The sequence below is a fragment of the Streptomyces sp. NPDC001068 genome (assembly GCF_042897315.1).
Lineage (GTDB): Bacteria > Actinomycetota > Actinomycetes > Streptomycetales > Streptomycetaceae > Streptomyces.
The window spans coordinates 22547-43322 of sequence record NZ_JBIAYD010000010.1 but is presented as its reverse complement, the minus strand read 5'-3'; the positions used below and the strand labels follow the sequence as shown (position 1 = coordinate 43322).

The following is a 20776-nucleotide window of genomic DNA, read 5'->3' as shown; positions in this document are numbered from 1 at the left end:
TGCGAACCGTGCCGATCACCGGCCGGTGATCACGCCCGATTGTGCAGGGAGGCCCCGCGCGCCCGCTCGTCGGTCCCCCCGCACGCCCGCTTCCGCGCGGGCGCGGTTCACGCCCGCTCCGTGCCGCCGCCCGCCAGTCCCCCGCCCACCGTGAACCCGATCACCGCGCCGCCGCCCGCCCGGCGGAAGGCGAAGGGGGCGCCGCCGTGGGCCATCGCCACCTCGCGGACGATGGACAGGCCGAGCCCCGAGCCGGGCAGGGAGCGGGCGTCGGCGGCCCGGTAGAAGCGGTCGAAGATCCGGATCAGGTCGCCCTCGGCGATACCCGGACCGCGGTCCAGGACCTCGACGCGGACCGTGCCGGGCCTCGCGGGCCCGGAGACGCTGATCTCGATGGGCGCCTTGCCGTCCCGGTCGAACTTGGCGGCGTTCTCGACGAGGTTGGAGACGGCCCGCTGCAGCAGGCCCGGACGGCCGTCGGTGGTGGTGTCGCCGGCGGTCCGCAGCAGGATCTCGCGGCCGGTGCGGCGGCGGGCCAGCCCGGCGACGTCCTCCGCGATGTCGGCCAGGTCCACGCGCTGCGGCGGCTCCATGTCGGACTGGCCGGCCGCGAGGTCGACCAGCTCGTTGACCAGGTCGGTCAGCTCGCGTGCCTCCTGGCCGAGGTCGGCGACCAGCTCGTCGCGGGTGGCGGGCGGGAGTTCGTCGATCCGGCGGAGCAGGGAGATGTTGGTGCGGAGTGAGGTGAGAGGGGTGCGCAGTTCGTGCCCGGCGTCCTGGACCAGTCGGCGCTGGTCCTCCTCCGACTGGGCGAGGCGGCCGAGCATCCGGTCGAAGGCCCGGCCCAGCCGGCCCACCTCGTCGAGTCCCGTCACCGGCACCTGGATGCCGAGCTGCCTGGTGCGGGCCACGTCCTCCGCGGCCGAGGTGAGGATCACCAGCCGGCGGGTGATCCGCCGGGCCAGCCACCAGCCGAACAGCCCCGCGGCCACCACCACCGCCGCCATCAGCGCCAGTGTCCGCTGCTGGAGCGCCCGCAGCAGGTCCTCCGTGTCGCTGAACTCCTGCGCCACCTGCACCGCGCCCCGGCCGTCGCCGAGCGCCACCGTGGCGATCCGGAACAGGTCGTCGCCGACCCGGACGTCCTTGTGCTGGGCGGTCGTCCCGGCCGCCGCCGCCATGGCGGCGGCCCGGTCCGCGCCGGTGACGGGCAGTGCCGGGCTGCCGTGGTCGACCACCTCGCCCCGGGCGCCGAGCACCTGCACGTCGGTACGGACCGGCCGGACCAGGTCGTGTCCCGGCCGGGAGGAGGAGAAGAAGTCCTCGGGGACCATCCGGTCCTGCTTGACCTCGTCCTGGACGTCGGAGACGACCTGGGTGAACACCGACTGCTCGTCGACACGGACCAGCCGGGCGGCGGCGTTGTAGGACAGGATGCCGACGACGACGGTGACGGCGGCGGTGACGGCCGCGAAGGAGACGACGAAGGTGGTGCGCAGGGAGACGAGCCCGGGCCTGCGGGTGACGAGGACCCGCCGGAGCCGCCGCAGGCGTCCCACTCAGTCCTCCCGCAGCACGTAACCCACGCCCCGGACCGTGTGGATCAGCTGCGGCGCGCCGGGCTCGTCGAGCTTGCGGCGCAGGTAGCCGACGTAGACGGCGAGGTTCTTGGAGCCGGGGCCGAAGTCGTAGCCCCAGATACGGTCGTAGATCGTGGAGTGGTCCAGGACGATCCCGGCGTTGCGGGCGAGCAGTTCCAGCAGTTCGAACTCGGTGCGGGTCAGTTCCAGCTCGCGCCGGCCGCGCCAGGCCCGGCGGGCCTGGAGGTCCATCCGCAGGCCGGCCGCCTCGATCTGCCGGTCGGAGATCTGCGGCTCCCGGCCGGACTCGGAGACGCCGCCGCCCGGGCCGCCGCCGGTGGTCACCGGGGAGGTGCGCCGCAGGAGGGCCCGCAGCCGGGCGAACACCTCCTCGACGTCGAAGGGCTTGACGACGTAGTCGTCGGCGCCGGCGTCCAGTCCCGCGATCCGGTCGGCGGTCTCCACCAGCGCGGTCAGCATCAGGATCGGCGTGCGGTCGCCCTCGGCGCGCAGCACGCGGCACACCTGGAGGCCGTCGATGCCCGGCATCATCACGTCGAGGACGAGGACGTCGGGCCGGTCCCGGTGGGCGCTCGCGAGGGCTTCCACACCGTCCGCGACCGCCGTCACCTCATAACCCTCCAGGGTGAGAGCCCGCTCCAGGGCGTGGCGGATGGCGCGGTCGTCTTCGGCGAGCAGCACAGTCTGGGACACAGACCCAGTCTGCCAAGGCCCCGGCGGTCAGGCCGGAGTGAGCGGGCCTACGATCACCCTTTTTACCGGCCTCTCACCGTCACAGGGGCAACGGGCGTCGAGCCTGGGCTGTCCGCCCGGCGAGGGCCGGTCGCGCACCTCCCCGTGCCCCTCGCGGGGCACGTCCCGTTCAGCTCGCCGCCAGCCGCGCCAGCTGCTCCTCGAACGGCACCACCACCGGCGGGGCCTCCCGCTTCGCACCGCTCAGCCCTGTCATCAGCGCCGCCAGCTCCCCCGCCGCCCGCTCGACCCGGTCCTCCAGACCCTCCGCGCCCCAGTCCTCCGACGCCGCGTACACGCCGGTCGGTACGACCACGGCCCGCAGGTAGGCGAAGAGCGGCCGCAGCGCGTGCTCCAGGACCAGCGAGTGCCGGGCCGTGCCGCCGGTCGCCGCGATCAGCACCGGTTTGCCCACCAGCGCTTCCTTGTCCAGCACGTCGAAGAACGACTTGAACAGGCCGCTGTAGGACGCCGTGAACACCGGCGTGACCGCGATCACGCCGTCCGCGTCCGCCACCGCCTCCAGCGCGGCCGCGAGCCTGCGCCCGGGGAAGCCGTTGGTGAAGTTGTGCGCGATCTCGACCGCGAGGTCGCGCAGCTCCACCACCTCGACCTCGACGCCGTCGGCCTGCCGGTCCACCGCGGCCGCCAGCCGGTCGGCCAGCAGCCGGGTGGACGACGGCACGCTCAGCCCCGCCGACACGACGACGAGCTTCATGCCCCGACCTCCTTCGTCTCCGCCGCGGCGGCGGCCACCAGGGACGCGTGGGTCGGCGCCTCCGGGACGCCGGCGGGACGGCCGTTCGCGAACTCCTTGCGCAGGACCGGTACGACCTCCTCGCCCAGCATGTCGATCTGCTCGAGGACCGTCTTGAGCGGCAGCCCGGCGTGGTCGACCAGGAACAGCTGGCGCTGGTAGTCGCCGGCGTACTCCCGGAAGGCCAGCGTCTTCTCGATGACCTGCTCGGGCGTGCCGACGGTCAGCGGCGTCTGGTCGGTGAAGTCCTCCAGGGAGGGACCGTGGCCGTAGACGGGCGCGTTGTCGAAGTACGGACGGAACTCGCGCACCGCGTCCTGCGAGTTGTGCCGCATGAACACCTGGCCGCCGAGGCCGACGATCGCCTGCTCGGGCGTGCCGTGCCCGTAGTGGGCGTACCTCGTCCGGTACAGCTCGACCATCTGCTTGGTGTGGTCGGCGGGCCAGAAGATGTTGTTGTGGAAGAAGCCGTCGCCGTAGTAGGCGGCCTGCTCGGCTATCTCCGGCGACCGGATCGAGCCGTGCCAGACGAACGGGGCCACCCCGTCCAGCGGCCTCGGGGTGGAGGTGAAGCCCTGCAGCGGCGAGCGGAACCTGCCTTCCCAGTTCACCACGTCCTCGCGCCACAGCCGGTGCAGCAGGGCGTAGTTCTCGATGGCGAGGTTGATGCCCTGCCGGATGTCCTGGCCGAACCAGGGGTAGACCGGGCCGGTGTTGCCGCGGCCCATCATCAGGTCCACCCGGCCGTCGGCCAGGTGCTGGAGCATCGCGAAGTCCTCGGCGATCTTCACCGGGTCGTTGGTGGTGATCAGCGTGGTGGAGGTGGAGAGGATCAGCTTCTCGGTGCGTGCGGCGACGTACCCGAGCATGGTGGTCGGCGACGACGGCACGAACGGCGGGTTGTGGTGCTCACCGGTGGCGAAGACGTCCAGGCCGACCTCCTCGGCCTTCAGCGCGATCGCGACCATCGCCTTGATGCGCTCCCGCTCGCTCGGCGTCCGGCCCGTGGTGGGGTCCGGCGTGACGTCGCCGACCGTGAAGATCCCGAACTGCATGCTCGCTCACCCTCCAGGTTGTTTACGGTTCAACTATACCTGGACAACGAGACCCCACCCTCCGGTATTCCCGGACCGGCATCCCCTCCGCCTCCACGCTCCAGGACGGCTCAGCGCGCCACCCGGAAGGCCCGGCCCGCCGCCGTGGCCGTCGTACCGTCCGTGAACAGCCCGCTGCTCGGCTTCGACGGATCCGCGCCGAGCCCGAACCACGCGTACCGCTGCAGGTAGGGCAACGCGTCCAGCGCCTTCGTGGACGCCGTGACGAAGTCCGCCTGCTGCTGCGCGGACGGGAAACGCGTCCCCTGCGAGAAGTCGATCAGCGCGTACTCGGTCAGCCAGATCGGCTTGTGGTACCGCTCGTACACCGCCGCCAGGTACGACGTCAGCTGCCGCACGGCCTGCGGGGTACGGAAGTCGCCCCCGTACCAGTGCAGCGTCACGAAGTCGACCCGGTACCCCTTCGCCCGCGCCCCGGACATGAACCGGTCCAGCCAGCCACCGGCCCGGTCGCCGCCGTAGGCCACCGCCGGACTGCCGAGCACCTTCCCCGCCCCCATCAGCTTCGGCCACAGCGCGAGCGCCTGGTCGACCGACATGTTCGACTGCTGCGCCATGTCGGGCTCGTTGAAGCCCAGCAGGTACGGCCCCGCCGCCCGCGCCTGCGCCAACGACGCGTCGGTGACGGAGGCGGAACCCCAGATCATGGGCACGAAGGAAGCCGAGCCCGGCGTGGTCACCCCCTGGTGCTGCGTGTTCCAGGTGTAGTACCAGCCCGCCCCGCTCGCGGCCAGCGCCTGGCTCACCCCGTCGAAGGACCACACGCCGACACCCTTCCGGGCGCTGGAGGCGGCCGCCTGCACGGGGACCGCGGCGCGCGAGGACGGGGTGGGCCGCGCGGACCGGCTCGGGGACGCACTCGGCCCGGCGGAGGACCGGGAGGGCGACGGGGAGGGCGAGTGCGCGGCCGGACGCGTGGGACTCGGGGAGGCGACCGCCACCGGCCTGGGCGGCGGAGCCGTCCGGGCCACCGGGGCCGACGGGCCCGCCGTCAGCCGGGCCGCGACCAGCGCGGCCACCGCGACGAACGCGACCGCCGCCGACCCGCCCACCACGACCTGCCTGCGCACCGCCCGCCCGGCCCGCCGGGCGCCCCGGCCCGGATGCCCGTGCCGCCCGCGACCGTGGCCGTGGCCGTGGCCGCGAGGGACACCGCCGGACGCACCGGGAGCTCCGGAAGACGCCGCGACGTGGGCGAGCACCCGCGCCGGATCCAGCCCCGCCGGCACCGCCACCAGCGGCAGACCGCTCAGCAGCCGGTCCATGGGCAGCAGCCCCCGCTCCAGACCGGCGCACTCCCCGCAACCGCGTATGTGACGGGCGAACCGCTTACGCCACAGGGGACTCGGCACGCCGTCCCACGGCGCCGCCGTCTCGTCCAGCCGGACACAGCGCGGATCGGCACCCAGCCCCCGCACCACACCCCGCGCGACCTCCATCTGCTTCTTCATGCGCTGCACCCGCACCGCCGCATGCCGGTCGGACAGCCCCAGCGCACCGGCGAGGTCGGCACGCTCCAGCTCGCCGGTCTCCTCCAGCCACCACAGCGACAGCAGCTCCTGGTCGTCCGGATCGAGCCAGCGTGTCGCCTCCGCGATCTCCCGGCGCTGCTCGGTCAGACCGAGGCGCAGGATGGTCAGACCGGCGAAGTCCGGCGCGGGATCGGTGATCGCCTCCGCCTCCTCCAGCAGGGCCCGGCGGTCCCGGTCCACGGCCCGCAGCGCCTCCCGGTTCCGTACCTGCCGGATCGTGATCGCGACCAGCCAGGACCGCAGCGCCGAGGGGTCCCGCAGCGCCGGCAGCCCGCGCACCATGCGCAACAGCGTCTCCTGTACGACGTCGTCGACATCGGCGTGACCGTTCAGGGCCCTGCCGACGATGTTGTAGACCAGCGGCAGGCAGTCGCCGACCAACTGCTCCAGAGCCCGCCCGTCACCCGCCCGGGCAGCCGCCACCAGGCCGGGGTCGGGTCCTCTCCGGTGGTTCTCGATCATCTGGGTCTGTTCCTCCGCGCGGGAATCCGGCCGTCGAGCCGCTCTCCGGACCGGCTCTCACAACGGAGACCCGCGTGGCGCACGAGGACAACAGAAATCCGGCGGGCCGCCGACGAAATCTCTCCGGGACCGCAATGTATGTCCCGCGGTCACCCCGCACGAGGTCTTCCACGAACAGAACGCGGGCCGCCCGCGGGCGGCCCGCGGGTCGTAGGCGGGCGGTGCGCGTACCGATCAAGCTGCGCGCCGGACCCCGTCACCGGCGGTTCGGAACGGCCGGGCCTCCCGGTCAGAAGGCGTACGGATCCCCCGTCGCCAGGACCAGCGCCCGCTGCCTGTCGTTCGTACGGTCGTGGTCCACCGCACCCCCGCTCCACACCACGTCGACCTCCAGCGTCACCTCCGACGGCCGGTCCCGCAGCCGTACCGGAACCTCCAGCTGCTCGCCGGGCACGCCGACGGAGAGCGGCCCGGTGCCGCACACCACCTCGCGCTCGCCGGAGCGCGCGCAGGCGGCCGGCAGCCGCTGCGTGTCCGCCAGCGCAGCCGACCAGCTCAGCCGCACCGTCGCGTCCTGGACGAGGTCCGGCCCGAGATCGCGCGGAGTCACCAGAACCGTGACCACGCCCTCGTTCATCACCGCCGACCCGTGCACCTCCAGATCGGCGTCACCCGCCCACGCGGTCCCACCGGTCCCGACGACAAGTACGGCGGCGGCCATCACACCGACCACCGCGAGCCCACACCGACGCATCGCCATGACACCCGTCCCATCCGTCCGTCTACGGCATCCCTACGGATGTATGCCACCCGAGCCCCGCCCCAGGCGCCCTCCAACAGGTGACAGCCGTACGGCGTGACACGCTGCCCACATGCTGATTCTCCGCTCCGCGGCCCTCTTCGTCGTAGCGGCCGTCCTCGAGATCGGCGGCGCCTGGCTGGTCTGGCAGGGCGTACGCGAACACCGCGGCTGGCTGTGGATCGCCGGGGGCGTCCTCTCCCTCGGCGCCTACGGGTTCGTCGCCACCTTCCAGCCCGACGCCCACTTCGGCCGCATCCTCGCCGCGTACGGCGGGATCTTCGTCGCGGGCTCCCTGCTCTGGGGCGCGGTCGCGGACGGCTACCGCCCGGACCGCTGGGACGTCACCGGGGCGCTGGTGTGCCTGGCCGGCATGGCAGTGATCATGTGGGCGCCGCGCAACGGAGGATGACCCGGCCGACGCGAAGGGGCCCGGGGCCCGGCACGCGGGCGCCCATCAGCGGAAATCCCGCCCCGCCTATCCTTGTCGCGACAGGCCCGCACACCGATCCCCCGCCGAGGAGCACCCCATGGCCCCCTCCCCCATCGCGGTCGTCACCGGCGCCAGCAGCGGCATCGGCGCCGCCACCGCGCGCAGGCTCGCCGAGGCCGGCTACCGCGTCGTCCTCACCGCCCGCCGGGAGGACCGCATCGAGGCGCTGGCCAAGGAGATCAACGAGGCCGGCCACCAGGCCACCGCCTACCCGCTGGACGTGACGGACCGCGCGGCCGTGGACGAGTTCGCCACCGCCTTCAAGGCGATCGCCGTCCTCGTGAACAACGCCGGCGGGGCCCTCGGCGCCGATCCGGTCGCCACCGGCGACCCGGCTCACTGGCGCACGATGTACGAGACGAACGTCATCGGCACCCTCAACCTCACCCAGGCCCTGCTCCCCCGCCTGGAGGCGAGCGGCGACGGCACGGTCGTCGTCGTCTCCTCGACCGCCGGCCACGGCACCTACGAGGGCGGCGGCGGCTACGTCGCCGCCAAGCACGGCGCGCACGTGCTCGCCGAGACGCTCCGTCTGGAGATCGTCGGCAGGCCGGTCCGCGTCATCGAGATCGCCCCCGGCATGGTGAAGACGGACGAGTTCGCCCTGACCCGCTTCGGCGGCGACGCGGAGAAGGCGGCCAAGGTCTACCAGGGCGTCGCCGAGCCCCTCACCGCCGACGACGTGGCGGACACGATCACCTGGACGGTCACCCGCCCCAGCCACGTCAACATCGACCTCCTGGTGGTCCGCCCCCGCGCCCAGGCCTCCAACTCCAAGGTCCACCGGGACCTGTGATGCCGGACGACGATCCCGCGGCGGCGCTGGAGCGCCAGCTGGAGGAGGTCCGCCTCGAAGCGGAGACCAGGAACGAACGCCAGGTCTGGTACTTCCTGGCCTACTTCCTCTTCGGCATCCACGTCCTCGCCTTCGTGATGATCTACGCGGTCCGCCACGCGAAATGAGCGACAAGGCCCTCGACAGGGATGCAGCCCAGCCGAGGGCCTCACCAGCATGGAAATAAAGCTTCCTGTGGCTGATTGTGAGCCTAACGCGCACCGGTTCATGGACCTCACGGTGCCCGACTACGCGTACATGTTCGGGTTCTTGCAGGCAGACGGTCATCTGGCGAAGGGGGCGGGCCGGAAAGGGCGCTTGGTCGTGGAGATCGGCGTCCGCGACATCGAAGTACTGAGGGCGTTCCAGAAATTGACGCCGTATTACAGCAGTATCACCGAACGCACCCGGTCGACCAACTTCGCCGAGGTGCACACCGCCGCCGTCTGGACTCTGTGTTCCCTCGAAGCCAGGACCAGGATCAACCAGCTGGGCCTTCCCTACGGCCGCAGGTCCCAGTCGATCACGCCGCCACCCGTCGCGTTCTCGCACCGGGACTATCTGCGCGGCCTGCTCGACGCGGACGGCTCGGTCGGCTTCACCGGCAAGGGCTTCCCCTTCGTCTCCCTCACCACGGCCAGTTGCTCCATCGCGTCGTACCTGGCCGACTACGCACTGGACGTGACGGGGGTCGCGCGCAACCCGAAGCGCAACGCACGCGACGACATCTACGACGTGCTCTACGCGATGGAGCGGGCTCAGCGCCTGGCAGCCGACCTGTACTACCCGGGCTGCCTGGCCTTGGCACGCAAGCGCACCGCGGCCGAATCACTGTCGGGCTGGGTGCGTCCCCCGGGCATGAGGTCCGCGTACACCGCTCGCCGCTGGACGGAGCCCGAGGACCGGATCCTGCTGAAACTCGGCAACCCCGCTGCGGCGGCAGAAGTGCTCGGCAGGACGGCCGCGAGCTGCGGTGTCCGCCTGTGGCGTCTGCGCAACGGGACCACTTCCCGAAGCACTCATCAGTGACCAGGTGAACGAGGGGCACCGGCTTCACCCGGTGCCCCTCGCATCAGCCCTTCACGCAGATGAACTGCTTCAGCTTCGCCACGACCTCCACGAGGTCCCGCTGCTGTTCCATGACCTGGTCGATGTTCTTGTAGGCGCCCGGAATCTCGTCCAGCACCCCGGAGTCCTTGCGGCACTCCACGCCCCGCGTCTGCTCCTCCAGGTCCTTCGTCGTGAAGCGCCGCTTTGCCGCGCTACGGCTCATACGCCGCCCCGCTCCGTGAGACGCGGAGTTGAACGCCTTCTCGTTCCCGAGCCCCTTCACGATGTACGAGCTGGTACCCATGGAACCCGGGATGATCCCGAACTCACCGGAGCCCGCGCGGATCGCGCCCTTTCGGGTCACCAGCAGGTCCATGCCCTCGTACCGCTCCTCCGCCACATAGTTGTGGTGGCAGGAGATCTCCGCTTCGAAGACCGGCTTGGCCTTCTTGAACTCCTTGCGGATCACGTCCTTCAGGAGCGCCATCATCAGCGTCCGGTTGTACTTCGCGTACTCCTGCGCCCAGTAGAGGTCGTTTCTGTAGGCCGTCATCTGGGGGGTGTCCGCGACGAAGACGGCGAGATCGCGGTCGACCAGGCCCTGGTTGTGCGGAAGCTTCTGGGCCACGCCGATGTGGTGCTCGGCGAGTTCCTTGCCGATGTTCCGGGAACCGGAGTGCAGCATGAGCCAGACCGAATCCGACTGATCGAGACACACCTCGATCATGTGGTTACCACTGCCCAGGGTCCCCATCTGCTGATGCGCCCGCTCCTGACGGAATTTGACCTCCTCCGCCACCCCGTCGAACCGCCCCCAGAACTCCCCCCACCCGGCCGTCGTCAGCCCGTGGAAGTCCCCCGGCTCGACCGGCTCCGCGTGCATCCCCCGGCCCACCGGAATCGCCTGCTCGATCTTCGAGCGCAGGCGCGAGAGGTCGCCGGGGAGGTCGTTCGCCGTCAGGGACGTCTTGACCGCGGACATCCCGCAGCCGATGTCGACGCCGACCGCCGCCGGGCACACGGCTCCCCGCATGGCGATGACCGACCCGACCGTGGCGCCCTTGCCGTAGTGGACGTCCGGCATGACCGCGAGGCCCTCGATCCACGGCAGGGTCGCGACGTTGCGCAGCTGCTGGAGCGCGCCCTCCTCGACGCCGGCCGGGTCGGTCCACATCCGGATGGGCACCTTCGCGCCCGGTATCTCCACGTACGACATAGCTTCCTCGTTCCCCCGCGGGTCATTTGATAGAAGGGGCAAACGCCCTGAAACAGACAAAAGGCAAATGCATCGCCAAGGTGCCCGGAATCAGACTCGGGACCGGCGTCCACGGCAGTGCGTGCGATACACATTGTCTCCAGGGGACGCCCCGCCGCGGCAAGCGATTAACCAGCGGGGACACTGGACCAGGACCGAGCGACCCAGTGAACGGAAGGGAGCCTGACCGTGCAGCGGAAGGCATACGTAACCGGCACCGCCGCCCTCCTCGCGGCCCTGCTGGCCGGCTGCACGAGCGGTTCCAGCGGTGGCGACGACCTCAGCGACAAGAACGCGGACGCGGGCACCTCCACCATCGCCGCCCAGCCCGGCAAGTACCGCACCCTCCCCGAGCCGTGCGGCGCGATCAGCCAGGGCACTCTCGACACCCTGCTGCCGGGCATCGCCGAGATCACCGACGAGGAGCAGCGCGACAGGGCCTACGCGGGCGAGGCCACGCTCACCTACGACACCGACCGCAAGGTCGGCTGCCGTTGGAAGGTCGAGTCCGCCGACGCCACGGACCGGCTGTCCGTCGACTTCGAGCGCGTGGTCTCCTACGACAACGCGGTCAGCGACGACAACGAGGCGCAGACGATCTACACGCAGCGGGAGTCCGCGGCGGGCATCCCCGAGTCCGCGCCCCCGAGCGCCACCGAGTCGGAGTCGCCGTCCGGATCGCCGTCCGGATCCCCCTCCGGATCGCCCTCCGCGCCGGCGACCGGGACTCCGGCCTCGTCGGCCACCGTGCCGACGTCCGCGTCCGCTCCGGCGTCCACGGCCTCCTCGGACTCCGCCTCGACCCCTCCGGTCGATCTCCAGCCCCGCACCCTCACCGACCTCGGCGACGAGGCGTATCTCGACGATCAGCTCAGCGGCTCCGGTTCGACCGCCGAACAGCGCACGGTGACTGTGGTGTTCCGCACGTCCAACGTCGTGGTGACCATCGAGTACGAGGAGCAGCCGATGGCCACCGGGACCGTCCCGGACAGCGCGGAACTGCAGGACAGGGCCCAGAAACTGGCCGCGCAGCTGGCCGAGGACCTCAACAGCTGAGCGCCCGGGGCCGCCCCGCGCGCCCCGTCCGCAAAGCCCGCGAACCAAAACCGCACAGCTCCCTCACCGCGTACCGTGGCCCCTCGGACCCGATCCGACCGCAGGAACCCCGAACGTATGAGTGAAGGAACCATGCAGCGAGTAGCAGTCCAGCAAGGCGACCGGCACGACCGGAACGAGCGGAACGCGCAGCGACGGGCAGGGCGCCTGCGCCGCGGCCTGGTCTGCGCGGCCGTCGTCCCCGCCGTGGCGTTGTTCGCGGCGGCCTGCTCCTCGGGCTCCGACGACGGCAAGCAGGAGACGGGCGGCGGCTCCGGCCCGGCCACCGCAACCGCAGGCACCGGCACCGGGACGGGCACCGGCGGTGGCGCCGCTTCGCCGACGGTCCAGGCGGCCAAGTATCAGAAGATTCCCAAGCCGTGCGCGGTGCTGTCGAAGAAGACGCTCACCGCACTCGTACCGAAGGGTGCGAAGTCGGGCAAGGAGGGCTCTTCGGACGATGTGGCCACGCGGGGCAGCTGCTCCTGGAGCAGCCTGGACAACAACGGTGTCAAGGGCTCGCAGTTCCGCTGGCTGAACATCTCCTTCCTCCGTTTCGACTCGGACGCGAGCCGGGGTTCCGGCGAGAAGCAGGCCGAGGCGTACTACGGGAGCCAGCTGCAGGAGGCCCAGTCGGTGACCGGGGCGAAGAACACCAAGTCGCAGCCGGTGACCGGCACCGGCGACCAGGCGACGGTGGTGCGCTACGACCTGAAGAAGAAGGAAGGCGCCTTCCGGCAGCAGACGGTCGTGGCCCGGGTCGCGAACGTGGTCGTCACCGTCGATTACAACGGTGCGGGGCTGGCGGGCGAGAAGACGCCGGACGCGGACACTCTCGCGAAGTCCGCGGAGAAGGCCGCGAAGGAGGCGGTCGGCTCGGTCGCGACGGCCAACGACTCGGCTCCCGCGCCGAGTTCACCTGCGGCAACGCCCTCGAAGAAGGCCTCCAAGTCGCCGTCCGCGAGTGCCTCGCCCTCCAAGTCGTCAGCCAAGAAGGACTGACCGGCCACACGCAGGCCGCACTGATGTGCCACCCTGTTGCGCGCAACAACATGCAAGGGGAGGGGAGTACGGGTGTCCGCGCCAATACAGCTGACTCGGATGCACCGCGTTCTCATCGGCGTGGTCGTGGCCGGCGCGATGGTCATCGCCGGGATCGGCTTCGCCGGTTCGTACGCGGCCGTCCGTGAGCTGGCCATCAAGAAGGGCTTCGGGAACTTCTCGTACGTGTTCCCGATCGGCATCGACGCCGGCATCTGCGTCCTGCTCGCCCTGGACCTGCTGCTGACCTGGATCCGCATCCCCTTCCCGCTGCTGCGGCAGACGGCCTGGCTGCTGACCGTGGCGACGATCGCCTTCAACGGCGCGGCGGCCTGGCCGGACCCGCTGGGCGTGGGCATGCACGCGGTCATCCCGATCCTGTTCGTGGTCGCCGTCGAGGCCGCCCGGCACGCGATCGGCCGGATCGCGGACATCACGGCGGACAAGCACATGGAGGGGGTGCGCCTCACCCGCTGGATGCTCTCCCCGGTGCCGACGTTCCTGCTGTGGCGGCGGATGAAGCTGTGGGAGCTGCGCTCCTACGACCAGGTCATCAAGCTGGAGCAGGAGCGTCTCGTCTACCAGGCGAGACTGCGCTCCCGCTTCGGCCGGGCCTGGCGCCGCAAGGCCCCGGTGGAGTCCCTGATGCCGCTGCGGCTGGCCAAGTACGGCGTGCCGCTGGCGGACACGGCCCCGGAGGGTCTGGCGGCGGCCGGCATCGACCTCCCGGCGCTGCTGCCGGCCCCTGCGGCCGCCGGCGAGCAGCGCGCGGAGCTGGTCCCCGCCCCCCGGGCCGGGCAGCAGGAGGTCCCGCAGCAGGCCGTGCCGGAGCGCGAGCCGGAGGCCAATCCCTGGCTCCAGTCGAGAGACCCGCAGCAGATCCAGTACCAGGGCGGCTACGACCCGACGTACGACCCCCGGTACGCCGCCTGGCTCGCACAGCAGCAGTACGAGCAGGAGCAGTACGCACAGCAGCAGTACCCCCAGGACCAGTTCTTGCAGGAGCAGTTCCCGCAGGACCAGTTCCCGCAGGAGCAGTTCCCTCAGGACCAGCGGCCCCTCCCCGAGGAGTCTCCCGCGGAGACCACCGGCAGCTTCCCCATCCCGTCCGGTCCGGGCCGCACCCGTGAGCTGGGCGAGGGCGGCGGCCCGCCGGAGCCCCGGGCGCCGTCGGAGGAGGACTACTACCTGGTCTTCCGCGAGTCGATAAAGGGCGGCAACGGCGCTCCCACCCCGCGCGGGTTCATCGCCGACGTCGAGGCGACCTACGGCGTCGCCCTCGACGAGGCCGAGTCCAAGCGCATGGTGACCCGCTTCTCCAACCGTCTCAACGCGGAGCTGGCGGACGAGCACATCGCCTGACCCGGGCACGCGGAAGGGGCCCTCCGAGAACCGGAGGGCCCCTTCCGTGCGTCGGCCTACGCCCCGAGCAGGGCCCGCACCCGCTCCTGACCGACGGCCAGCAGCAGGGTGGGCAGCCGGGGGCCCGTGTCCCGGCCCACCAGCAGGTGGTACAGGAGCGCGAAGAACGTCCGCTGAGCGGTCTTGATCTCCGGCGGCAGTTCCTTCGGCGTGGCGTCGGCGGAGAACCCGGCCTGCACCTTGGGCACGCCGTACACGAGGTGCGTGAGCCCGTCCAGCGACCAGTGCTCGGCGAGCCCGTCGAGCAGCAGTCGTACCGACTGCTGGGACGCCTCGTCGAGGGACTTCAGCAGCTCGGCGTCGGGCTCCTCGCGGACGATGGTCCGCTGGTCGGCCGGTACCTGGGTGTTGATCCAGGCCTCGGCCTTGTCGTAGCGGGGGCGGGCCTCGTCCACCGACGTCAGCGGGTTCGCGGGGTCCAGTTCGCCGAGGATGCGCAGCGCCTGGTCCTCGTGGCCGGCGGTGATGTCGGCGACCGACGCCAGCGTCCGGTACGGCAGCGGTCGCGGGGTCCGCCGCAGCTCACCGGCGGCCGTGCCCACCGCGCGGGCGTGCGCGGCCACGTCGGCGGGCAGCGCGGTCCCCTCGGCCACCTTCGCGTCCAGCTTGTCCCACTCGTCGTAGAGCCGCTGGATCTCCTGGTCGAAGGCGATCTTGAAGGACTGGTTGGGACGGCGGCGGGCGTAGAGCCAGCGCAGCAGCTGCGGCTCCATGATCTTCAGCGCGTCGGCGGGCGTGGGCACGCCACCGCGCGAGGACGACATCTTCGCCATGCCGCTGATGCCGACGAACGCGTACATCGGCCCGATGGGCTGCTCGCCGCCGAAGATCCCGACGATCTGTCCGCCCACCTGGAAGCTCGACCCGGGCGAGGAGTGGTCGACACCGCTCGGCTCGAAGACGACGCCCTCGTACGCCCAGCGCATCGGCCAGTCGACCTTCCAGACCAGCTTGCCCCGGTTGAACTCGCTCAGCCGGACGGTCTCGGTGAAGTCGCACGCCGTGCAGACGTAGGTCAGCTCGGTGGTGTCGTCGTCGTACGCGGTGACGGTCGTCAGGTCCTTGCCGCAGCCGCCGCAGTACGGCTTGTACGGGAAGTACCCGGCGGAGCCCGCGGAACCGTCGTCCTCGCTCGCCGCGCCCGAGCCCTCCTCGGCCTCCAGCTCGGCCTCGTCGACGGCCTTCTGCTGCTGCTTCTTCGCGGGGGCCTTCTTGGTGCGGTACTGGTCGAGGATCGCGTCGATGTCGCCGCGGTGCTTCATGGCGTGCAGGATCTGCTCCCGGTACACCCCGGAGGTGTACTGGGCGGTCTGGCTGATCCCGTCGAACTCCACGCCCAGCTCGGCCAGCGACTCGACCATCACGGCCTTGAAGTGCTCGGCCCAGTTCGGGTACGCGGACCCCGCCGGGGCCGGCACCGAGGTGAGCGGCTTGCCGATGTGCTCGGTCCAGGACGCGTCGACCCCGGCGACGCCGGCCGGCACCTTGCGGTAGCGGTCGTAGTCGTCCCAGGAGATCAGGTGCCGGACCTGGTGGCCGCGCCGCCGGACCTCGTCGGCGACCAGGTGCGGGGTCATGACCTCGCGCAGGTTGCCGAGGTGGATCGGGCCGGACGGCGACAGACCCGACGCGACGACGACCGGTTTGCCCGGGGCCCGACGCTCCGACTCCTCGATGACCTCATCCGCGAAACGGGAGACCCAGTCGGTGGTCTCGGTGCTCTGAGCCACGATCGGCACGTCCTTCTTTCTGACATGGGGCAGCCGGTACGGTCGCACGGCTGACCGCTCCAGTGTCCCAGGCACCTCCGCATCCACGAAACGGGTTCCCGGCGCGCCCCCGGCAACGCGCCACCCGTCTCCCGAGTCCGTGGCCGCGAAAACCCCTTTACCCCCCGTGAAATACTGGACGCGTCTGTCAGAACCCCCGAGGAGAACGGCTCCCACCCCATGGCCCCGGTCACGTCCCTCAGCGACGCCGTAAACAAGCAGCTCACCGACGCCCTCTCGGCAGCCTTGCCGGAGGCCCCCGTCGACCCGCTGCTGCGACGTAGCGACCGGGCCGACTTCCAGGCGAACGGCATCCTCGCCGCCGCCAAGAAGGCCAAGGCCAATCCCCGGGAGCTGGCGGCACAGGTCCTCTCCCACGTCGTCACCGGCGCGGACCTGATCCAGGACGCCGAGGTCTCCGGCCCCGGCTTCCTCAACATCACCCTCTCCGACAAGGCGATCACCGAGAACCTGGCCGCCCGGTACGCGGACGGCGACCGGCTCGGCGTGGCGGCCAAGGAGAACCCGGGCGTCACGGTCATCGACTACGCCCAGCCGAACGTCGCCAAGGAGATGCACGTCGGTCACCTGCGGTCCGCGGTGATCGGCGACGCGCTGCGCGGCATGCTCGACTTCACCGGCGAGCGGACGATCGGCCGGCACCACATCGGCGACTGGGGCACCCAGTTCGGCATGCTCATCCAGTACCTGATCGAGAACCCGGAGCAGCTGTCCGCGGAGACCGACACGGACGGCGAGCAGGCCATGTCGAACCTGAACCGGGTCTACAAGGCCTCCCGGGCCGTCTTCGACACGGACGAGGGCTTCAAGGAGCGGGCGCGGAAGAGGGTCGTCGCCCTCCAGTCCGGCGACAAGGAGACCCTCGACCTGTGGCAGCGGTTCGTGGACGAGTCGAAGGTCTACTTCTACTCGGTCTTCGAGAAGCTCGACATGGAGGTCAGGGACGACGAGATCGTCGGCGAGTCGGCGTACAACGACGGCATGCCGGAGACCGCGCGGCTGCTTGAGGAGATGGGCGTCGCGGTCCGCTCCGAGGGCGCGCTCGTCGTCTTCTTCGACGAGATCCGCGGCAAGGACGACCAGCCGGTGCCGCTGATCGTGCAGAAGGCGGACGGCGGCTTCGGCTACGCGGCCTCCGACCTGACGGCGATCCGCGACCGGGTCCAGGACCTCGACGCCACGTCCCTGATCTACGTCGTGGACGTCCGGCAGTCCCTGCACTTCAGGATGGTCTTCGAGACGGCGCGGCGGGCCGGCTGGCTCACCGACGACGTCACCGCGCACAACATGGGCTACGGCACGGTGCTGGGCGCGGACGGCAAGCCGTTCAAGACGCGTGAGGGCGAGACCGTACGGCTGGAGGACCTGCTGGACGAGGCGGTGCAGCGGGCCGCCGAGGTCGTCCGGGAGAAGGCACAGGACCTCACCGAGGCCGAGATCAGGGAGCGGGCCGCGCAGGTCGGCATCGGCGCCGTGAAGTACGCGGACCTGTCGACGTCGCCGAACCGGGACTACAAGTTCGACCTGGACCAGATGGTCTCGCTCAACGGCGACACGAGCGTGTACCTGCAGTACGCGTACGCCCGTATCCAGTCGATCCTGCGCAAGGCGGGCGAGGTCCGGCCGGCCGCCCATCCGGAGCTGGAACTGCACGCGGCGGAGCGGGCGTTGGGCCTGCACCTGGACGCGTTCGGCGACACGGTCTTCGAGGCGGCCGCGGAGTACGCCCCGCACAAGCTGGCCGCGTACCTGTACCAACTGGCCTCGCTGTACACGTCGTTCTACGACAAGTGCCCGGTCCTGAAGGCCGACACCCCGGCCCAGGTGGAGAACCGCCTCCTCCTGTGCGACATGACGGCCCGCACCCTCCACCAGGGCATGTCTTTGCTGGGCATCAGGACGCCCGAGCGGCTCTGACGGCACGTCACGGCGGCCCGTCCCCTCGGCGAGGGGACGGGCCGCCGTGTCGTTGTCAGTGGGCGCCCTTACAGTCATCGCCATGGCGACTCTTCCCAACCCGCTGCCCAAGCTGGCGACCGACCCGAGCGGTCGGTCCCTGGGGCTCCAACTCCCGCCCGGGACACTCCTGGACGAGACCCTGGACGGTCCGTGGCACCAGCCGCTGCTGTGGTACGCCGGGCAGCCCGCCGGACCCGGGACCTGGACGGCGCTGGGCGCGCCGGCCGCCCGCGCCGGGCTGCTTCCGGTGCTGATCGACGTCTCCGAGATCGACGACTGGGACTTCGCGCCCGAGGAGACCTCGTACCCCGGGGACCACGACCCCGACGAGGTGCTGGAGGACTACTGGGAGGAGGACCCGCCGGACGGCGAGGAGTGGCCGGGGCTCGCCGCCGCCCCCGCGCTGGTCGCCGACCCGGACCTGCGCGCGGCCGACGTCGCCGACGCGCTGAGCCAGGGGCGGCCCTGGCTGAAGGAGCCGCACCTGGCGCTGGTGTCCGCCCGGCGCAGCGCCGACATACCGGCGGCCATCGGCTGGAGCGGGCCGGTCAACCACGACGAGGACGTGGCCCGGTTGTGCGCGGTGCTGCGTTCCTGGGAGGACCGCTTCGGGATACGCGTGGTGGCCCTCGGCCTGGACCATCTGGCCGTCTCCGTGGCCGCGCCGCCCGCCGACCTGGACGCGGCGGAGGCGGTGGCCGCCGAGCACTTCGCGTTCTGCCCGTACAGCGTGCTGCCCGGCGAAGACGACACCCTCTCGTCGTACGCCGGGCAGCTGGTCGGCGAGCGGCTGTGGCACTTCTGGTGGGACTGACGGTGGGACTGACGATGGGACCGGGGGTCAGGCCGCGAGTGGGTCCGGGGGTGGGACCGAGCCGACGGGGCGGACACGGCGGGGAATGACCCGTCCGGGCCGCCCAGTCGTCCGGCCGGGCCCCCGGGCGTCCCGTCCCGGCGTCCCACGGGATGGGATCCGCGCAGGTCGTAGGCGTGGACCGGGCTCAGCCGTCCCGAATCGTCCGAGACATGTGGCGGTTCGGGCCTCCCGGCCCACAGGCTGAGGGCACACCGAGATCGCCGGCCCCCGGGTCGTACCGATCGCGCCGATCGCGCCGCGCACGCCGACGACGTCAAGGGAGCCCCGTATGTCCGCCAAGCACCCCGCCCCGACCGCCGGCCGCCGCCGTCTCCTGACCGCGGCGGCCCTGGCACTGGTCGCCGCGTCCGCTCTCGGCGGCTGCCGGGACGGCGAGGGCGTACGCGACGAGGGCCCCTCCGCCGCGTCCCTGTCTCACCCCGCCGGCGAGGACGCGGTCCGCCAGGCCTCGCCGCCGAGCGGGAACTCGTAGGCGGGCCGCCCGTTGTTCCCGCTCGTGCGGAACGGCCGCCCCTTGTCGTCGATCCGCAGCGTCCCGTGCCGTGACCCGCTGGACCAGGACAACTCCAGGTACCAGCCCACGGAGTACGCCGAGGCGTCGGCCGTGATGTAGAAGACCTCGGGGTCCGACTCGCTCACCTTGAAGGGGAAGTCCCGGTGCCCGGCCTGCGGCACGACCGCCGGCCGCATCGCGTCCAGGGCGACGGTGAAGGAGCGGGTGGGCACGCCCCCGCCGCAGCCGACGCCCGGGTATCCCATGGCGTAGTCGTTCCAGGCGAGCGGTGAACTCCGCTGCGTGGTACGGACGGTGAGGCCCTCCAGCACCACGGACTCCGTGCCGGTGCCCTGCAGGGTCAGCGTGACGTACTGCTCTCCCGAGGAGACCGCCTGGTGCGCGGTCACCCACGCGGTCGCGTCGGTCTCCAGGGGCGGCGGTGCCACGTCGGCCGGGCCCCGGTCGATCAGGTAGTGCTGGGAGCAGGGGCTCTCCCAGCTGTACGGCTTGGTGTTGACGGTGAGCGGGGGTGTGTCCGTGCCGTCGTCCGCGGCGGCCGAGGGGGCGGCCGGGGCGGCACCGCCGGCCGTTCCGCCGGTCCGGGCCGACGACGAGGGCGATGACGACGGGGAGGAGGACGGCGAGGTCGTGGCCGGTGCGGCCGTCGGCTTCGTCGACGAGTGCCCGGTGCGGTGCGGCGCGGCACCGGCCACGGTGGCGGCACCCGCGACACCCGGGTGCCTGTCGTCCGTCCCGCCGGACGGGAGCTGTACGGCGAGGGCGGCGGCGCCGGCCAGGACGACGACCGCGATCCCGGCCAGCAGCGCGGGCCGCCGAGCCCGGTGCCCGCGCCGCCCGGCGACGCCCGGCCCGAGCACCACCTCCGGATCCGGCATGACATCAGCCCGGGACCCCGGCTCCGGCTCCGACTCCGTTCCCCGCTCCGACTCCGACTCCCGTCCCGGCTCCGGCCCCCGCGCCGACCGCGACTCCGACTCCGACTGCGGCCGCGACTCCGACTCCGGCTGCGAGTCCGCCGTCGCGACCTTCCCGGCCGGCTTCTCCGGGGCGTCCGTCTTCCGTCCCCGCGACGCGTCCGCCAGCACCCACCGCCGGTGCAGCTCGACGAGTTCGTCCGGACCGGCCTTGCAGAGCCTGGCGAGGCGTTCGACGGGCGCGTAGTCCGCCGGCACGGCATCCCCGTTGCAGTAGCGGTGCAGGGTCGAGGTGCTCATGTGGAGCCGCTTGGCGAGCGTGCCGTAACTGAGGCCCGAGCGGTCCTTCAACTCCCGCAGTTGCTCCGCGAAGTCGCTTCCCGCAGTGCCGTCCGACACGGTTCCTCCGTCCCCCGCATCCCGGTCCGCGTTCCAGGACAGGGAAGTTCTTCCAGTTCAGAGCCGGTACGGCCGTTCCAGCGTCCCTGATCGTCCGGCAACCGTGGCGGACGGGACGAAGAAGCGCACAG

General features: G+C 71.6%; 19 protein-coding genes. 10 read left to right on the top strand and 9 right to left on the bottom strand.

The window, feature by feature from the left end; genetic code table 11:
* Nucleotides 1–107: 107 nt before the first annotated feature.
* The 6 genes from ACFY3I_RS26935 to ACFY3I_RS26910 all read right to left on the bottom strand — a co-directional run bounded on the left by ACFY3I_RS26935 (nt 108) and on the right by ACFY3I_RS26910 (nt 6959).
* A complete protein-coding gene (locus tag ACFY3I_RS26935; RefSeq protein ID WP_390863830.1) occupies nt 108–1550 on the bottom strand; it encodes an ATP-binding protein in 1443 nt (480 codons plus the stop codon).
* Between the two features lie 9 nt (nt 1551–1559).
* Entirely contained in the window at nt 1560–2294 is a 735-nt protein-coding gene (locus tag ACFY3I_RS26930; protein ID WP_365289002.1) for a response regulator transcription factor, read from the bottom strand.
* A gap of 169 nt (nt 2295–2463) precedes the next feature.
* Nucleotides 2464–3051 (bottom strand): FMN reductase, encoded by a 588-nt coding sequence (locus ACFY3I_RS26925; protein ID WP_390863393.1) that lies wholly within the window; start codon nt 3049–3051, stop codon nt 2464–2466.
* Nucleotides 3048–4145, bottom strand: a complete 1098-nt coding sequence (locus tag ACFY3I_RS26920; RefSeq protein ID WP_365289000.1) for an LLM class flavin-dependent oxidoreductase — start codon at nt 4143–4145, stop codon at nt 3048–3050. The genes ACFY3I_RS26925 and ACFY3I_RS26920 overlap by 4 nt, the downstream gene beginning before the upstream one ends.
* A gap of 110 nt (nt 4146–4255) precedes the next feature.
* A complete protein-coding gene (locus ACFY3I_RS26915; protein WP_390863391.1) occupies nt 4256–6199 on the bottom strand; it encodes a sigma-70 family RNA polymerase sigma factor in 1944 nt (647 codons plus the stop codon).
* 289 nt (nt 6200–6488) lie between these two features.
* Entirely contained in the window at nt 6489–6959 is a 471-nt protein-coding gene (locus ACFY3I_RS26910; RefSeq protein WP_365288998.1) for a hypothetical protein, read from the bottom strand.
* Nucleotides 6960–7071: 112 nt separating this feature from the next.
* On the opposite strand from ACFY3I_RS26910, the gene ACFY3I_RS26905 reads away from it, so the two are divergent.
* The 4 genes from ACFY3I_RS26905 (at nt 7072) to ACFY3I_RS26890 (ending at nt 9355) form a co-directional block, all read left to right on the top strand.
* Nucleotides 7072–7410, top strand: coding sequence for a YnfA family protein (locus ACFY3I_RS26905; protein ID WP_365288997.1), 339 nt, complete (start codon nt 7072–7074; stop codon nt 7408–7410).
* Between the two features lie 118 nt (nt 7411–7528).
* Nucleotides 7529–8287 carry an SDR family NAD(P)-dependent oxidoreductase gene (locus tag ACFY3I_RS26900; RefSeq protein ID WP_390863389.1) on the top strand — a complete coding sequence of 253 codons (759 nt, stop codon included), beginning with the start codon at nt 7529–7531 and terminating at the stop codon, nt 8285–8287.
* Nucleotides 8287–8454 (top strand): hypothetical protein, encoded by a 168-nt coding sequence (locus ACFY3I_RS26895; protein WP_365288995.1) that lies wholly within the window; start codon nt 8287–8289, stop codon nt 8452–8454. Before ACFY3I_RS26900 ends, ACFY3I_RS26895 begins: the two co-directional genes overlap by 1 nt.
* Nucleotides 8455–8554: 100 nt before the next feature.
* Nucleotides 8555–9355, top strand: a complete 801-nt coding sequence (locus ACFY3I_RS26890) for an LAGLIDADG family homing endonuclease (protein ID WP_390863387.1) — start codon at nt 8555–8557, stop codon at nt 9353–9355.
* 43 nt (nt 9356–9398) lie between these two features.
* Here the strand turns inward: ACFY3I_RS26890 and ACFY3I_RS26885 are convergent, their stop codons facing one another.
* Nucleotides 9399–10592 carry an RtcB family protein gene (locus ACFY3I_RS26885; protein WP_390863385.1) on the bottom strand — a complete coding sequence of 398 codons (1194 nt, stop codon included), beginning with the start codon at nt 10590–10592 and terminating at the stop codon, nt 9399–9401.
* A gap of 228 nt (nt 10593–10820) precedes the next feature.
* On the opposite strand from ACFY3I_RS26885, the gene ACFY3I_RS26880 reads away from it, so the two are divergent.
* From ACFY3I_RS26880 to ACFY3I_RS26870, 3 genes are all read left to right on the top strand, one after another.
* Complete coding sequence (locus ACFY3I_RS26880) at nt 10821–11687, top strand: DUF3558 domain-containing protein (protein ID WP_390863383.1); 867 nt, start codon at nt 10821–10823, stop codon at nt 11685–11687.
* A 132-nt stretch (nt 11688–11819) separates the two neighbouring features.
* Nucleotides 11820–12728 (top strand): DUF3558 domain-containing protein, encoded by a 909-nt coding sequence (locus ACFY3I_RS26875; RefSeq protein WP_390863381.1) that lies wholly within the window; start codon nt 11820–11822, stop codon nt 12726–12728.
* 99 nt (nt 12729–12827) lie between these two features.
* On the top strand, nt 12828–14129 hold the full coding sequence (locus ACFY3I_RS26870) for a DUF2637 domain-containing protein (protein ID WP_390863380.1): 1302 nt from the start codon (nt 12828–12830) through the stop codon (nt 14127–14129).
* Nucleotides 14130–14185: 56 nt separating this feature from the next.
* Here ACFY3I_RS26870 and lysS read toward each other — a convergent pair whose 3' ends face one another.
* Nucleotides 14186–15928 carry a lysine--tRNA ligase gene (gene lysS / locus ACFY3I_RS26865; RefSeq protein ID WP_390863378.1) on the bottom strand — a complete coding sequence of 581 codons (1743 nt, stop codon included), beginning with the start codon at nt 15926–15928 and terminating at the stop codon, nt 14186–14188.
* A gap of 210 nt (nt 15929–16138) precedes the next feature.
* On the opposite strand from lysS, the gene argS reads away from it, so the two are divergent.
* From argS to ACFY3I_RS26850, 3 genes are all read left to right on the top strand, one after another.
* Nucleotides 16139–17896, top strand: a complete 1758-nt coding sequence (gene argS, locus ACFY3I_RS26860; RefSeq protein ID WP_390863376.1) for an arginine--tRNA ligase — start codon at nt 16139–16141, stop codon at nt 17894–17896.
* 82 nt (nt 17897–17978) lie between these two features.
* Nucleotides 17979–18752 (top strand): DUF4253 domain-containing protein, encoded by a 774-nt coding sequence (locus ACFY3I_RS26855; RefSeq protein WP_390863374.1) that lies wholly within the window; start codon nt 17979–17981, stop codon nt 18750–18752.
* Between the two features lie 331 nt (nt 18753–19083).
* The gene (locus ACFY3I_RS26850; protein ID WP_390863372.1) at nt 19084–19287 is read left to right on the top strand and encodes a hypothetical protein; all 204 of its coding nucleotides are present in this window, start codon (nt 19084–19086) and stop codon (nt 19285–19287) included.
* Here the strand turns inward: ACFY3I_RS26850 and ACFY3I_RS26845 are convergent.
* Nucleotides 19230–20645, bottom strand: coding sequence for a helix-turn-helix domain-containing protein (locus ACFY3I_RS26845; protein WP_390863370.1), 1416 nt, complete (start codon nt 20643–20645; stop codon nt 19230–19232). The genes ACFY3I_RS26850 and ACFY3I_RS26845 overlap by 58 nt on opposite strands.
* Nucleotides 20646–20776 lie beyond the last annotated feature (131 nt).

Excerpts from the sequence above, each read along its gene's own strand:
- ACFY3I_RS26850 (WP_390863372.1), top strand. The coding sequence starts at position 19,084 with ATGTCCGCCAAGCACCCCGCCCCGACCGCCGGCCGCCGCCGTCTCCTG.
- ACFY3I_RS26870 (WP_390863380.1), top strand. The coding sequence starts at position 12,828 with ATGCACCGCGTTCTCATCGGCGTGGTCGTGGCCGGCGCGATGGTCATC.
- ACFY3I_RS26885 (WP_390863385.1), bottom strand. The coding sequence starts at position 10,592 with ATGTCGTACGTGGAGATACCGGGCGCGAAGGTGCCCATCCGGATGTGG.
- ACFY3I_RS26900 (WP_390863389.1), top strand. The coding sequence starts at position 7,529 with ATGGCCCCCTCCCCCATCGCGGTCGTCACCGGCGCCAGCAGCGGCATC.
- ACFY3I_RS26895 (WP_365288995.1), top strand. The coding sequence starts at position 8,287 with ATGCCGGACGACGATCCCGCGGCGGCGCTGGAGCGCCAGCTGGAGGAG.
- ACFY3I_RS26875 (WP_390863381.1), top strand. The coding sequence starts at position 11,820 with ATGCAGCGAGTAGCAGTCCAGCAAGGCGACCGGCACGACCGGAACGAG.
- ACFY3I_RS26915 (WP_390863391.1), bottom strand. The coding sequence starts at position 6,199 with ATGATCGAGAACCACCGGAGAGGACCCGACCCCGGCCTGGTGGCGGCT.
- ACFY3I_RS26925 (WP_390863393.1), bottom strand. The coding sequence starts at position 3,051 with ATGAAGCTCGTCGTCGTGTCGGCGGGGCTGAGCGTGCCGTCGTCCACC.
- ACFY3I_RS26855 (WP_390863374.1), top strand. The coding sequence starts at position 17,979 with ATGGCGACTCTTCCCAACCCGCTGCCCAAGCTGGCGACCGACCCGAGC.
- ACFY3I_RS26890 (WP_390863387.1), top strand. The coding sequence starts at position 8,555 with ATGGACCTCACGGTGCCCGACTACGCGTACATGTTCGGGTTCTTGCAG.
- ACFY3I_RS26905 (WP_365288997.1), top strand. The coding sequence starts at position 7,072 with ATGCTGATTCTCCGCTCCGCGGCCCTCTTCGTCGTAGCGGCCGTCCTC.
- argS (WP_390863376.1), top strand. The coding sequence starts at position 16,139 with ATGGCCCCGGTCACGTCCCTCAGCGACGCCGTAAACAAGCAGCTCACC.
- ACFY3I_RS26920 (WP_365289000.1), bottom strand. The coding sequence starts at position 4,145 with ATGCAGTTCGGGATCTTCACGGTCGGCGACGTCACGCCGGACCCCACC.
- ACFY3I_RS26910 (WP_365288998.1), bottom strand. The coding sequence starts at position 6,959 with ATGGCGATGCGTCGGTGTGGGCTCGCGGTGGTCGGTGTGATGGCCGCC.